The sequence below is a fragment of the Sphingomonas sp. genome (assembly GCF_036677245.1).
Lineage (GTDB): Bacteria > Pseudomonadota > Alphaproteobacteria > Sphingomonadales > Sphingomonadaceae > Allosphingosinicella.
The window spans coordinates 142,031-153,907 of the sequence record NZ_JAKFCG010000011.1 but is presented as its reverse complement, the minus strand read 5'-3'; the positions used below and the strand labels follow the sequence as shown (position 1 = coordinate 153,907).

The following is an 11,877-nucleotide window of genomic DNA, read 5'->3' as shown; positions in this document are numbered from 1 at the left end:
CGAGGTCGCGCCGCGCGAGGTGTGGGTGACGCACGGCCGCGAGGATGCGCTGATCCATTGGTGCGGGCTTCACCAGATCAAGGCGAAGGAGCTCAACCTCGTCGGCTATGAGGATGAGGACGATTGATTGAGTGATCACTTCCCCTCCCGCCCCCTTAACCTCCCCTCCCGCTTGCGGGACCGCTGCAAAACTCCGTTCGCGGTGAGCTTGTCGAACCGCTTTCCTTTCTTGCTCAGAGAAGAAAAGGCCTTCGACAGGCTCAGGCCGAACGGTTTTTGGGTGCCTCGCGACTTTTGCAGCGGTCCCGCTTGCGGGAGGGGAGTATGAGACCTCAGTGCCCGACCGTCTCGCCGCGGACCACGCCCGAGCGGGCGAGCTGTTCGTCGATCTGGGCGATCAGATATTGTAGGCCCTGCTCGCTTTTCGCCTCGGCGCGGGCGACGAGGACGTCCTGGGTGTTGGAGGCGCGCAGCAGCCACCAGCCCTGCGGCGTGTTGACCCGTGCGCCATCGGTACGGTCGACCTCGGCGCCGCTCGCTTCGAGCCGGGCCAGCACTTCGTCGATCACCGGGAACTTGCGGCTTTCGTCGACCTGGAAGCGCAACTCGGGCGTGTTGATCATCGCCGGCATCGCATCGCGCAGCGCGGTCAGCGAGCCGCCGAGCTGGGTGACCGCGCGGATCAGGCGCACCGCGGCGTAGGGGGCGTCGTCGAAGCCATAATAATCATGCTTGAAGAAGATGTGGCCGCTCATCTCGCCGGCGAGCGGCGCGCCGGTCTCCTTCATCTTCGACTTGATCAGGCTGTGGCCGGTCTTCCACATCAACGGCTTTCCGCCGAGCTCGGCGACCCGGTCGTAGAGCGCCTGGCTTGCCTTGACGTCGCCGATGATTGTCGCGCCGGGCTCGGCGCGGAGTACCGGCTCGGCGAGGATCGCGAGCAATTGATCGCCCCACACCACCCGGCCCTTGCCGTCGACCGCGCCAATGCGGTCGCCGTCGCCGTCGAACGCAATGCCGAAGTCGAGCCCCTTGTCGCGCACCAGCGCCTTGAGGTCGGCGAGGTTCTTCTCCTCGGTCGGATCGGGGTGATGGTTGGGGAAGCGGCTGTCGACGTCGGTGTAGAGCAGATGATGCTCGCCCGGCAGCAGCCGGGTCAATTTCTCGGTCACCGGACCGGCCGCGCCATTGCCGGCGTCCCAGCCGATGCGGAACGCGGCGCCGTCGAAATTCTGCAGCAGCCGGGCGACGTAAAGGTCCTCGACGTCCGCGTCGGAGATCGTGCCGCCGACCTCGGCCGTCTGCCAGTCGCCCTCCTCGGCCATGCGCCCGAGGGTCTGGATGTCGGCGCCGAAGAAGGCGTTGCCCTGCAGCACCATCTTGAACCCGTTATATTGGGCGGGATTGTGGCTGCCGGTGATCATGATGCCGCCGTCGACCTCGAGCTCGGCCTCGGCATAATAAAGCATCGGCGTCGGGCCGAGGCCGATGCGGACGACGTCGACCCCGCTTTCGGTCAGGCCGCGGGTGAGCGCCTGTTCGAGCCGCGGCGAGCTTTCGCGGCCGTCGCGGCCGACCGCGACGCGGGTCCCGCCGGCGCGGCGGACCAATGTCGCGAAGCCCCGCCCGACCGCATAAGCATCAGCCTCGCCCAGCGTCTCTCCGACTATCCCGCGTATGTCATATTCGCGCAGCGAGGTCGGATGAAAACGATGGCTCATGGGCAGGCTCCGTGTGGTTTCGACTTCAAGACGCGCGAGGCGTGCGGCGGTTCAATTCGGCGATCAGCGCGTCGCGCGCTGCGTTCACTCTTTGGGCGAGCTCGGCCGATCCGCCCGCGTCGGGATGGACCTTGGCGATCAGCCGGCGGTGGGCGTCCCTGATCTCGGCCAGGCTCGCTTCGGCGCCGACGCCGAGCAACGCGCGGGCATCCTCGACCGGCATCACCGGTGCGACGCGCCGCCCGCGGCGATAGGCCGCCCACAGCAATGCGCCCGCCATCAGCGCCGCGCCCGGAAGCGCCCGGCCGGTGGTCAGCAGGCGCAGGCCGAGCAGGAACAAGGCGAGCGCAATGCCGTCCTCATAAGTGAAGCGCTTGAGCCGCCCGGTCCACCACGCCCAGCCGACCCCGGCCCCGACGATCAGCAGCAGCGCGAGCATATTCGTTCCTGGCGCTCGGGGGACCGCTGCAGATCTCCGTTCGCGGTGAGCCTGTCGAACCGCTTTCCTTTGTTGGTCAGAGAAGAAAAGGCCTTCGACAAGCTCAGGCCGAACGGTTGTTGAGTGACCCGGCTATTTATGCAGCTGTCCCGCTTAGTTCGCGCCGGTGCGGTCGTCATCATCCGACCCAATTCATTCGGCCGCGGCGCGGGACTCGGCGGCCTCCCCGGGCAGGGCGAAGGCGGCGATCATCTCGCGCAGCTCCTGGCGCGCGGCGATGTGGCTGATGCCGACATTGCCGAGCTGCTGCAGGTCGAGCAGGGTGAGGCCGCTCGGGAACAGCTCGCGGTAGATGACCCGCTCGCCGAGCCCCGGGATGACCCGGAAGCCGACCCGCTTCGCGAGCTCCTCGAGCGCCTTGCCGACCCTGCGCATGTTCTTCGCCTCGACATATTGCAGGCGATTGCGCAGCAGCACCCAATCGACGCTCGCGCCGGTGGTCTTGGCGCGCTGGGTGCGGCTGTTCCAGACCAGCTCGGCGTAGAAGCTCGGCCGCTTGACCTTATAGGTCTCGGGGTCGACCTGGCCGATCAGGTCGAGATCGACGAAGCTGTCGTTGATCGGCGTGACGAGCGTGTCCGCCGCGAGCATCGCCTCGCGCGAATAGGGATCGTCGCGCCCGGGCGTGTCGACCACGACGACGTCGGCGCCCTCGCCGAGGCGGGCGAGCATCGCCGACAGATCCTCGCCCTTGGCCGGATCGAACGTCTCGGCGACCGGGATCGGAAGCTCGATGCCGAGCCGGCGGCTGGTGGCGGCGCGATTCTCGAGATAGCGGCCGAGCGTGCGCTGGCGGGTGTCGAGATCGATCGCGGCGACTCTCTTGCCTGCAACAGTGAGCGCGACCGCGCTGTGGACCGCCGTCGTCGACTTGCCCGTCCCGCCCTTTTCATTGGCGAAAACGATGAGATGCGGCTTTGCGCCAGCCATATTGCCCCGACTGTCCCTCTTGAATTCGGACCCGGCGCTCCGCAAAGAACGCCTGTCATCACTAGGCTTAGCCTGTATCGGAGGCCACCCGGCCGTGCAAACAATCCGTAGCGTCGATGCGCTCAGAAGCGCCCTCAGCGTGTTGCGCGCAGGCGGCGGCGGCGTCGCGTTCGTGCCGACGATGGGCGCGCTTCATGCCGGCCATATGGCGCTGGTCGCGGAGGCGAAACGCCGTGCGGCGAACGTGGTCGCGTCGATCTTCGTCAATCCCACCCAATTCGGGCCCGACGAGGATCTCGACCTCTATCCGCGGCGCGAGCAAGCCGATGCCGAGATGCTCGAGGCGGCAGGCTGCGCGTTGCTGTGGGCGCCCGACGCGGCGACCATGTATCCGCACGGCCATGCCACGAATATCCATGTCGCAGCGATCGGAGACGATCTGTGCGGCGCGGCGCGGCCGGGCCATTTCGACGGCGTTGCGACGGTCGTCGCGAAGCTGTTCAACCAGGTCCAGCCGGACGTCGCGCTGTTCGGCGAGAAGGATTACCAGCAGCTCGCCCTCATCCGGCAGATGGTCCGCGATCTCGACCTGCCGGTGACGATCGTCGGCGTGCCCACCCAGCGCGACGCGGACGGCCTCGCGCTCTCCTCGCGCAACGCCTATCTTTCGCCCGAGCATCGCATCGTCGCACGCTCGCTGCCGCGCGTGCTCGGCGAGAGCGCGCAGGCGATCCGCGAAGGCGCCGCCGTCGCGGCAACGCTCACCGCCGCCGCGAAGGAGCTCAGCGACGCCGGCTTCGAAGCGGTGGATTATGTCGAGTTCCGCGATGTCGAGACGCTCGCGCCCTTGACCGACCTCGACCGCCCGGCGCGATTGCTCGCCGCGGCGAGGATCGGAGGAACGCGGCTGATCGACAATCTCGCAGTCCACCCCACCAAGGGCTCGCCGGCTAGATCAGGGTAACCGCGGCGTTAACCATTTCTTTGCAGACTCTGCCCCAGACATTGTGCGTACGAAGTCAAAACAGGGGCAAATTTCATGGCGACCAGTCTGAAATCAGCGCAATTCCTGCTCGAGCGCCGGCTTGCCGACGCGGCGCAAGGCGATGCCAACGCGCTTTACGAACTCGGCGTGGCTTATTCGACCGGCAGCAATGTCGAGGTCGATCTCGTCGAGGCGCATAAATGGTTCAACCTCGCGGCGCTCAATGGCAGCAAGGCCGGGCAGCAATGCCGCGCCGACATCGCCGAGGAAATGTCGGCTCGCGAGATCGCCGAAGCGCAACGCCAGGCGCGCGCCTGGCTGTCGCAGACCGGTCTGCGCAGCGCCGCCTGAGTCCGTCACGCGGCCTTGCTGCGTGACTCAACCGCGGGCGAAGCTCAGCCCTTCTTGAACGGCGTCATCTCGGCCAGCGCGCCGATCTCCTCGACGACCGCATTGCGTTCCGCGGCGAGAAAGTCCGCCACCGCCTCACGGAAGCGCGGATCGGGCAGGTAATGCGCCGAATAGGTCGGCACCGGCCGATAGCCGCGGGCGAGCTTGTGGCCGCCCTGGGCACCCGCCTCGACCCTTTTCAGGCCGCGCTCGATCGCGACGTCGATCGCCTGATAATAGCAGATCTCGAAATGCAGATGCGGCACGTCCGCCGTCGTGCCCCAGTAGCGGCCGTAGAGCGTGTCGCTGCCGATCAGGTTGAGTGCGCCGGCGATCGGCACGCCGCCGCGCATCGCGAAGATCAGCATCACCCGGTCCGCCATTCGCTCGCCAAGCAGCGAGAAGAAGCGCCGGCTAAGGTAGGGGCGGCCCCATTTGCGCGAGCCGGTGTCCTGGTAGAATCTCCAGAAGGCGTCCCAGTGACGCTCCTTGATGTCGGCGCCGCTGACCCAAATGACATCGAGCCCTTCGACCGCGCTCGCCCGCTCCTTGCGGATCGCCTTGCGCTTGCGCGACGCGAGGGTGGCGAGGAAATCCTCGAAGCTTGCGAACCCCTCATTGTGCCAGTGGAACTGGGTGTCGATCCGGATCAGCCAGCCGGCCGCCTCGAACAAAGGCACCTCCTCCTCGGCGATGAAGGTCGCGTGCGCGGACGACAGATGGTTCTGCTGGACGATCGTCTCGGCGGCGGCGATCAGCTGCGGCGCGAGGCGCGGATCGCGGCTCAGCAGCCGGCGTCCGGGCACCGGCGTGAACGGAACCGCGATCTGCAGCTTGGGATAATAATGGCGGCCGACACGGGTGTAGGCATTGGCCCAGGCATGGTCGAAGACATATTCGCCCTGGCTGTGGCTTTTGACATAGGCCGGCATCACCCCGGCGAGGGTGCCGTCGTCCGCGTCGATCGCGACCGGGACCGATTGCCATCCGGTCTGGGCGGTCGCGCTGCCCGATTCCTCGAGCGCCGACAGGAAGGCGTGGCTGAGGAACGGATTGTCGGTGCCGGCGCAGCGGTCCCATTGCTCCCCCGCGAAGCTCGCGACGCCGTCGCCGACCCGCGCGATGATGTCCTCAGCGCTCATCGCGCCGAGGGCCTCTCGTGGATGATCTGATCGGCGTGGAGCGCGGCCGTCTCGGCCTCGCGCGCAGTGCGCACAGTCCAGCTGAGCAAGGTGACGCCGCGGGCGCGTTGGCGGGCGGCGAAGGCGGAGGGGAGGCTGCGGATGTCATAGGCCAGGAAATCGGGTCGCGCGCAGCATAAGGCAACAGAGCGTGTGAAGCGCCGATTCTTTCCCTCCTCGCTGATCACCAGCCCGCGAATGATGTGGGGGGCGCGGCGGGCGAACCAGCGCACCGCCAGTGGGTGGAACGACATGATCGCCGCCGGCCCATGGTAAGCGTCGAGCGCCGCGCGCACCGAGCCGCACAGCGCCCGCGTCGCGTGCCGCCCCTTGATCTCGACCAGCACCGGTGTCCGGCCGGCAACCTGAGCGAGCACGTCCGCCAAGGTCGGCAAGGTCTCGTCGCATCCGCGCAGCTTGATCGCGGCAAGTTCTTCGGGGCGGCGGCGGGCGAGCGGGCCGCGGCCTCCGGCCAGCCGGTCGAGCTCGTCGTCGTGGAACACGAAGGCCGCGCCGCCGAGGCTCGCCTGGACGTCGAGCTCGATGCCGAAGTCCGCCGCGATCGCCGCGGCGAAGGCGGCGCGGCTGTTCTCGGGCCGCTCCGGGCCGTGGAGTCCGCGATGCGCGAAAGCTCTGGCCGCAAGCCAGTCCGGCCGCCGTGGCGGCTCAGCCTTCCTGAACGGCGACAATCGCATCCACTTCGACCACCGCGCCGAGCGGGAGCACCGGCACGCCGACCGCGCTGCGGGCGTGCTTGCCCGCCTCGCCGAAAATCAGCTCCATCAGCTCGGACGCGCCGTTGGCGACCTTCGGCTGATCGGTGAAGTGGGCCGCGCTGTTGATGAACACGCCGAGTTTGACGATCCGGCGGACATGATCGAGCCCGCCGAGCGCCTTGGACGCCTGCGCAAGCAGCATGATCGCACAGGCGCGCGCCGCGCGGTGCCCGAAGTCGATGTCGCGGTCCTCGCCCAGCCTGCCCGTCATCAGCACGCCGTCCTCGAACGGCAGCTGGCCGGAAATGTGGAGCAGGCCGCCGGCAAGCACGGTCGGCACATAAGCGGCGACCGGCGCCGCCGGCTCGGGAAGGACGATGCCATGTTCGGCGAGGCGCTGGCTGATGAGGCTGGTCATGGCCTTTCTCAAGCATTGGCGCGGGTGGGGGTCAAGCGTGTCCCGCTCGCGTCTCGCTCCCGGATCAGATTCCCCTCCCGCTTGCGGGAGGGGCAAGGGGTGGGCAACGAAACCGCCGGCGCTTCAGGAAAAGAGCCCACCCCATGCAGCCGCGTCCTGGCTCGTCCGGGGGACGAACCAGCGGCTGCATCCCCTCCCGCAGGCGGGAGGGGATGGAACGGAACACGCCGCATCCGCAACGAGTTACCGTGCCGAACCAGTGATCGGGACAAAAAATGGACTTCCAGCAGCGCGCGATGTTCAAGGATCCGGCGATCCTGCTCGCGGGAACGGTCGATTATGCGATGTACGATCGTTTCCGCAGCCAGCTTGCGGTTGCGCCGGCGGAAGGGACGATCGTCGTCGAGCTTTCGACGCTCGGCGGCGATCCCGAGGTCGCGCGGATGATGGGCGAGGACGTGCGCTTCCACAGCGAGATCGCGGCCGAGCGGCGCTTCGTCTTCCTCGGCAAGGCGGCGATCTATTCGGCCGGCACGACCTTCATGAGCTTCTTCACGCGCGCCAACCGCTTCCTGACCCGCGGCACGCGGCTGATGGTCCACGAGCGCAAGCTCAGCACGCAGCTGACGATCGACGGCCCGCTGACGACCTGCGTCGCCAAGGTCGAGGCGATGCTCAACGAGATAAGAAGCTCGATCGAGATTCAGAACGAAGGGTTCCAGAATCTCATCCTGGGCTCGAGCGTCAGTCTCGACGAGGTGCTGCAACGAGCGCCCTCGAACTGGTATATCGAAGCGCAGGAAGCCAAAGCGCTGGGGCTGATCGAAGACGTCCTTTAGGCGGCGCCCGCGTCAGAGCTAAGTCCTTTGTTTTCCGTGATTTCCGAGTCGTCAGGTGATTCCACCTGACTTGAAATCACTTTAGGGCAGGCAGCATGAACGGCGGGTCGGGGATCGCGCGGGTGGCCTCGTGGAGCAGTTCCGACCAGCGGCTCGACAAATCGTTGAAATAGGGGTCGTTATTCTCGATCCGCCGCGTCAGCACCGGCAGGTCGGGATCGCTCGGCATCACCATCAGATCGAGCGGCCGAGCGACCGCGAGGTTCGAGCGCATCGACGAATCGAACGACAGGAAGCCGATCTTGACCGCTTCGGCGAGCGGCGTGCTGGCCCGGACCACCCGGTCGAGGATCGGCCGCCCATATTTGGTCTCGCCGATCTGGAAGAACGGCACCTCGCGCTGGCACTCGATGAAATTGCCCGCTTCGTAGATCAGGAACAGCGACGGGCGCCCGCGGCCGATGCGGCCGCCGACCAGCAAGGTCGACCCACCGGCGATGTTGAGCGATTCGAGCGCCTCGCCGACCGACCGGTTGGCGATCTTCAGCGCCTCGCCGACCAGCTGTGCCGCGCGAAACATCGAGCTGGCGTCGGCAAGCGTGCGGGGCCTCCCTTGGCCTTGGCCTTCGCCTTCGCCTTGGCCGGAAGGCAGGCCCTCTCGGATCATGCTGATCGCCGTCTGCGTCACCGAAAGATTGCCCGCGGTCGCCGCGAACACTTGCCGGTCGGGCTCGTCGGCAAGCACGTGCAGCTTGCGATAGGAGGAGATGTTGTCGACCCCGGCGTTGGTGCGGGTATCGGCCATCATCACCAGCCCCGCATCGAGAAGCATTCCGAGACAATAAGTCATGAGATACGCACTAGCCTTGAACCTGCCACTGCGACTGCGCATTCGCAGCGCGCACCGCGACCTCTACCGAGAGCTGCTCGGTTCCGCCACCTGAACGCGCGCCTGCGATCGGCGCCGCATCGCGGTAATCGAGGCCGCAGGCGACTCGGATATAGGCATCGTCGGTGCTGATCCCGTTGGTCGGGTCGAACGCGACCCAGCCGAGATCGTCGACCCAGGCCTCGACCCAGGCGTGCGCCGCCGGCTGAACATCGGCGCCGTCGCGGCGCAGGAGATGCCCCGAAATATAGCGTGCGGGGATGCCCAGCCGGCGCGCGGCGGCGAGGAAGATATGGACGAAGTCCTGGCAGACGCCGTGGCCGGCCGCATAGGCTTCCTCGGCGACGGTCTCGACCGCGGTGGCTTCGGTGTCGAAGCGCAGGCTTTGGTGGATGCGCGCGGCCAGGCGGTGAAGCCGATCGAGCACGCTCCCGCCCGCGCCGGAAACCTCCGCGGCGAAGCCGCCGAGCGCAGGGCCAGCCTCGGTCAGCGAGGTCGAGCGGCAGAACACCGCCGGCGGGAGATCGCCTGCCAGGCCCTTGACCAGCCCCGACGTGTCCTCCGTCAGGACCCGGCCGGCGACCGAGATGCGCAGGTCCCTGACCGGCGTGTCGACGTAGAGCATGTGCGTGACGTTGCCGTAGCCGTCGCGCCCTTCGCGCAATTGCGCGTCGCAGTCGACGTCGATCCGCCAGTCGAGCACGTTCTGGCCGGTGAAGCTCAGCGGCGTCACGCGCAGCAGCTGGATCACGCGCCGCGTCGGCTCGGCGTAATGATAGGTGGTGGTGTAGGCGACGGTCAGGCGCATCAGGGGAAACGGAACTGCTTGGCGACGGTGCGATCGAGCATGGCATTCTCCTCGACCAGCCGTTGCAGCGATTCGTGGAGGCCGCGCTGGATCAGCGCATCGATATTGCCGCTCTCGAGGCGGCCGAGCCGGCGCCGCGCGAGCCGGTCGGCTTCGCCCTGGCGCCCCGAGCGGCTGCCGAACTCGCCGAGCAGCGACACCGTCTCGGCCGCCGAGGCCGCGAGCGAGCGCGGCAGCTCGCGCCGGTAGATCAGCAGGTCGGCGACCAGCCACGGCTTGAGCGGCTGCTTGTAGATCACCCGATAGGCGGTCTGGCCGGAGACGATCTGGAGGATCGTCATCCACTGGTCGCGGTCGAGCGTGCCGCCGACCTGCTCGCCCTCGGGAAGCAGGAGATAATATTTGACGTCGAGCAACCGCGCGGTGTTGTCGCCGCGCTCGATCACCGATCCCAGCCGCATGAACCAATAGGCCTCGCTGCGCAGCATGCGGGCAAGCGCGCCTTCGAAGCCGCGCGTCTCGGCCTTGAGATCCTCGACCAGGCTGAGCGTGGCGCGGGTGCCGCCCGGGCTGGTGCGATCACGGATGATCAGCCAGGCGCGGTTGACCGCTTCCCACACTTCCTGGGTGAGGACGTTGCGCGCGGCGCGGGCATTGTCGCGCGCGCGTTCGAGGCACGATCGGATCGAGCTTGGATTGTCCTTGCTGAGCGCAAGATGACGGCGCGCGCTGAATGCGCCGAGGCTTTCGCCCGCCGCGCCGACCGGGCCGGTCGCGCCGACCACCGCGAGCGCGCTCTTCCACGCCTCGTCGGTGCCGCTGCGCGCTGAAAGCGAGCCGAGCCGGATCGTCGCCTCGATCAGCCGCGTCGTGAATTCGGCGCGCTCCATGTAGCGGCCCATCCAGTAGAGGCTGGCGGCGGTGCGCGAGAGCATGTCAGCCATTCGGGTCTCGATCGCCGGCGGTTTCCTCGTCGGGCGCGAGCACGAAGCTGTCCTTGGTGCCGCCGCCCTGGCTCGAATTGACCACCAGAGATCCTTCGCGAAGCGCGACTCGGGTGAGCCCGCCCGGCACCGTCGTGACGCCGTTCGCACCGGTCAGCACGAACGGCCGGAAATCGACGTGGCGGGGCACGATGCCGGCGGCGGTGATCGTCGGCACGGTCGAAAGCGCGAGCGTCGGCTGCGCGATATAGCGCTCCGGCTCGGCGAGCAGCGCCGCCCGCATCGCCTCGATCTCGGCCTTGGTCGCGGTCGGGCAGACGAGCAGCCCATAGCCGCCCGACCCGTCGACCGGCTTGACGACCAATTTCTCGAGATTGTCGAGCGTATAGCGAAGCGCCTCGGGCTCGCGGCAGCGCCAGGTCTCGACGTTGGGAAGCTTGGCGTCCTCGCCCGTATAATAGCGCACGATCTCCGGCATGTAGGAATAGATCGCCTTGTCGTCGGCGATGCCGCTGCCCGGCGCGTTCACCAGCGAGACGTTGCCGGCGAGATAGGCGGCCATCAGCCCCGGCACGCCAAGCATCGAATCGGGCCTGAACACCAATGGATCGAGAAAGGCGTCGTCGATGCGCCGGTAGATGACGTCGACCCTGACCCGGCCGTCGATCGTGCGCATCCAGACGATGTCGTCGTCGACCTCGAGATCGGACCCTTCGACCAGCTCGATGCCCATATGGTTGGCGAGGAAGCTGTGCTCGTAGAAAGCCGAATTGTGATGGCCGGGCGTGAGCAGGACGCAGCGCGGCTCGCGCGCACCTTCGGGCGCGACCGAGTGGAGCGTGTCGCGCAGCAGCTCGGGATAGGAATCGACCGGGTGGACGGTCAGCGTGTCGAACAGCTCGGGACATAGCCGAAGCATCGCCTCGCGATTCTCGATCATGTAGGAGACGCCCGAGGGCGTGCGCGCATTGTCCTCCAGCACGTAGAATTCGTCCGGGCCGGTGCGGATCAGGTCGATCCCGCAGATATGCGCATAGATGCCGTGCGGCGGCCGAACGCCGGCGACCGGAATGCAGAATTGCGGGTTGCCGAGCACCAGATCGGCCGGGATCAGGCCGTCGGCGATGATGTGCCGCGCGCCATAGACGTCCTCGATGAAGGCGTTGATGGCCCGGACCCTTTGCTCGAGCCCGGCGGAGAGGCTTTGCCATTCGCGCGCCGAAAAGATACGCGGGATGATGTCGAACGGGATGATGCGCTCGGCGGCATCTTCCTGGCCGTAGACGTTGAACGTGATGCCGAGGCTTCTGAACGCGGCTTCAGCGGCTTTCTGGCGGCGGTCGAGATCGGCCGACGACGTCGCGGCAAGCCATCCGCCGAGCGGCTCGAACCCTTCGCGGACGTGCTTGCCGCTGCTTTCCCCCCAGAGCTCGTCGAACGCCGTCAATGCCGCACCGACCTCCCGCCTGCTTCGACCCTTGTAGCCCGAAGCCAGAATGCATCAATTCGAGAGGCTTACAACTGCTTTTTGCAGTGCAGCATAGCCGCCGCTGTCCA

At 67.2% G+C, this 11,877-nt stretch carries 13 protein-coding genes and 1 pseudogene; 4 read left to right on the top strand and 10 right to left on the bottom strand.

All coding sequences use genetic code 11. The features are described 5' to 3' along the window. Positions 1-127 (top strand): annotated as a pseudogene (locus V6M48_RS01760) (ligase-associated DNA damage response exonuclease); the annotation flags it as partial. Positions 128-332: 205 nt separating this feature from the next. Here V6M48_RS01760 and pgmG read toward each other — a convergent pair. The 3 genes from pgmG to V6M48_RS01745 form a co-directional block, all read right to left on the bottom strand. Next, positions 333-1,721, bottom strand: coding sequence for a phosphoglucomutase/phosphomannomutase PgmG (gene pgmG, locus V6M48_RS01755; RefSeq protein ID WP_332810795.1), 1,389 nt, complete (start codon positions 1,719-1,721; stop codon positions 333-335). A gap of 25 nt (positions 1,722-1,746) precedes the next feature. After that, positions 1,747-2,160 carry a J domain-containing protein gene (locus tag V6M48_RS01750; protein WP_332810794.1) on the bottom strand — a complete coding sequence of 138 codons (414 nt, stop codon included), beginning with the start codon at positions 2,158-2,160 and terminating at the stop codon, positions 1,747-1,749. 192 nt (positions 2,161-2,352) lie between these two features. Beyond that, positions 2,353-3,150, bottom strand: coding sequence for a division plane positioning ATPase MipZ (locus V6M48_RS01745; RefSeq protein ID WP_332810793.1), 798 nt, complete (start codon positions 3,148-3,150; stop codon positions 2,353-2,355). Positions 3,151-3,244: 94 nt separating this feature from the next. On the opposite strand from V6M48_RS01745, the gene panC reads away from it, so the two are divergent. Next, positions 3,245-4,114 (top strand): pantoate--beta-alanine ligase, encoded by an 870-nt coding sequence (gene panC / locus V6M48_RS01740; protein WP_332810792.1) that lies wholly within the window; start codon positions 3,245-3,247, stop codon positions 4,112-4,114. A 75-nt stretch (positions 4,115-4,189) separates the two neighbouring features. Further along, a complete protein-coding gene (locus V6M48_RS01735) occupies positions 4,190-4,486 on the top strand; it encodes an SEL1-like repeat protein (RefSeq protein ID WP_332810791.1) in 297 nt (98 codons plus the stop codon). Positions 4,487-4,530: 44 nt separating this feature from the next. On the opposite strand, the gene V6M48_RS01730 is transcribed toward V6M48_RS01735, so the two are convergent. Genes V6M48_RS01730 through V6M48_RS01720 form a run of 3 tightly spaced genes read right to left on the bottom strand, consistent with a single transcriptional unit; the run spans position 4,531 to position 6,840 of the window. Continuing rightward, a complete protein-coding gene (locus V6M48_RS01730) occupies positions 4,531-5,667 on the bottom strand; it encodes a GNAT family N-acetyltransferase (RefSeq protein WP_332810790.1) in 1,137 nt (378 codons plus the stop codon). Beyond that, entirely contained in the window at positions 5,664-6,395 is a 732-nt protein-coding gene (locus tag V6M48_RS01725) for a glycerophosphodiester phosphodiesterase family protein (RefSeq protein WP_332810789.1), read from the bottom strand. Before V6M48_RS01725 ends, V6M48_RS01730 begins: the two co-directional genes overlap by 4 nt. Continuing rightward, complete coding sequence (locus V6M48_RS01720) at positions 6,373-6,840, bottom strand: RidA family protein (protein WP_332810788.1); 468 nt, start codon at positions 6,838-6,840, stop codon at positions 6,373-6,375. Before V6M48_RS01720 ends, V6M48_RS01725 begins: the two co-directional genes overlap by 23 nt. A 275-nt stretch (positions 6,841-7,115) precedes the next feature. On the opposite strand from V6M48_RS01720, the gene V6M48_RS01715 reads away from it, so the two are divergent. Then, the gene (locus tag V6M48_RS01715) at positions 7,116-7,679 is read left to right on the top strand and encodes an ATP-dependent Clp protease proteolytic subunit (RefSeq protein WP_332810787.1); all 564 of its coding nucleotides are present in this window, start codon (positions 7,116-7,118) and stop codon (positions 7,677-7,679) included. Between the two features lie 76 nt (positions 7,680-7,755). Here V6M48_RS01715 and V6M48_RS01710 read toward each other — a convergent pair whose 3' ends face one another. The 4 genes from V6M48_RS01710 to V6M48_RS01695 are packed head-to-tail and all read right to left on the bottom strand — an operon-like array spanning position 7,756 to position 11,767. After that, a complete protein-coding gene (locus V6M48_RS01710; RefSeq protein ID WP_332810786.1) occupies positions 7,756-8,529 on the bottom strand; it encodes a peptidase in 774 nt (257 codons plus the stop codon). Between the two features lie 10 nt (positions 8,530-8,539). Further along, entirely contained in the window at positions 8,540-9,376 is an 837-nt protein-coding gene (locus tag V6M48_RS01705; RefSeq protein WP_332810785.1) for a transglutaminase family protein, read from the bottom strand. After that, the gene (locus V6M48_RS01700) at positions 9,376-10,311 is read right to left on the bottom strand and encodes an alpha-E domain-containing protein (RefSeq protein WP_332810802.1); all 936 of its coding nucleotides are present in this window, start codon (positions 10,309-10,311) and stop codon (positions 9,376-9,378) included. The genes V6M48_RS01705 and V6M48_RS01700 overlap by 1 nt, the downstream gene beginning before the upstream one ends. Position 10,312: 1 nt before the next feature. Continuing rightward, positions 10,313-11,767, bottom strand: a complete 1,455-nt coding sequence (locus tag V6M48_RS01695; RefSeq protein ID WP_332810784.1) for a circularly permuted type 2 ATP-grasp protein — start codon at positions 11,765-11,767, stop codon at positions 10,313-10,315. Positions 11,768-11,877 lie beyond the last annotated feature (110 nt).

Coding starts and splice junctions, on each gene's coding strand:
- pgmG (WP_332810795.1), bottom strand. CDS start 1,721: ATGAGCCATCGTTTTCATCCGACCTCGCTGCGCGAATATGACATACGC.
- V6M48_RS01745 (WP_332810793.1), bottom strand. CDS start 3,150: ATGGCTGGCGCAAAGCCGCATCTCATCGTTTTCGCCAATGAAAAGGGC.
- V6M48_RS01730 (WP_332810790.1), bottom strand. CDS start 5,667: ATGAGCGCTGAGGACATCATCGCGCGGGTCGGCGACGGCGTCGCGAGC.
- V6M48_RS01720 (WP_332810788.1), bottom strand. CDS start 6,840: ATGACCAGCCTCATCAGCCAGCGCCTCGCCGAACATGGCATCGTCCTT.
- V6M48_RS01715 (WP_332810787.1), top strand. CDS start 7,116: ATGGACTTCCAGCAGCGCGCGATGTTCAAGGATCCGGCGATCCTGCTC.
- V6M48_RS01750 (WP_332810794.1), bottom strand. CDS start 2,160: ATGCTCGCGCTGCTGCTGATCGTCGGGGCCGGGGTCGGCTGGGCGTGG.
- V6M48_RS01735 (WP_332810791.1), top strand. CDS start 4,190: ATGGCGACCAGTCTGAAATCAGCGCAATTCCTGCTCGAGCGCCGGCTT.
- V6M48_RS01710 (WP_332810786.1), bottom strand. CDS start 8,529: ATGACTTATTGTCTCGGAATGCTTCTCGATGCGGGGCTGGTGATGATG.
- V6M48_RS01700 (WP_332810802.1), bottom strand. CDS start 10,311: ATGCTCTCGCGCACCGCCGCCAGCCTCTACTGGATGGGCCGCTACATG.
- V6M48_RS01705 (WP_332810785.1), bottom strand. CDS start 9,376: ATGCGCCTGACCGTCGCCTACACCACCACCTATCATTACGCCGAGCCG.